This window comes from Leucobacter sp. UT-8R-CII-1-4 (assembly GCF_030010235.1).
GTDB lineage: Bacteria > Actinomycetota > Actinomycetes > Actinomycetales > Microbacteriaceae > Leucobacter.
In genome coordinates this window covers 1-602 of sequence record NZ_JASCRS010000009.1, presented here as the reverse complement: position 1 = coordinate 602, position 602 = coordinate 1, and the positions used below count along the sequence as shown (strand labels likewise).

Here is a 602-nt window from a genome sequence, read left to right as displayed (position 1 = left end):
CCCGGCCCGGCGTCTGAGTTGACGTATAACGTGGCCCTCGCGAACCTTGTGAAGTCGAAACTTGAGGCGTCGTGTTTGGCTCCGGTGGTGGTGACACGTCAGGCCGATGTACGGTTTGTGTCGGGGGCGACTCGTGCCGGGATCGCGCGTGCGCACAACCCGGTGGCGACCGTCACGATCGCGTTTGATGCGCTGACAGGCAGCGCCTGGGGTGATGCCGACACTGGCGGCACGTACACCTACACGTTCGGTGGCGCTGGATCGAGCCTGCAGTCATACCTCACAAACATCATGCCGCAATACACCGGTCGGCCCGCAAACACGCGAGCCCCCAATGGCACGTTCCCGGATGACGCGTTCGCTGGGCTGCCCGGTGCGATGGTGCACATGGAGACGCTGTATCTCGACCACAATTATGACCGTGCGGTGATCGATAACGGGTTTGGGCATATCGCGAACGGACTGCTTGTGAGTATCGCCCGGTATGCAGAATCGCTCGGATACGACTGTAGCGATCCAGCGCTTGAAGGATTGCCCGCGCCGCCCTCTGCCGCAGAACTCGCCAGGTGGCGACAACTCGGATACCAGAACTATCAAACCTA

The 602-nt window shown here is 61.3% G+C and carries 1 protein-coding gene; it reads left to right on the top strand.

The window, feature by feature from the left end; translation table 11 throughout:
• Positions 1-18 precede the first annotated feature (18 nt).
• Positions 19-602, top strand: a 584-nt coding sequence (locus QBL02_RS13790; protein WP_282727020.1) for a hypothetical protein, incomplete at its 3' end; no start/stop codon positions are given.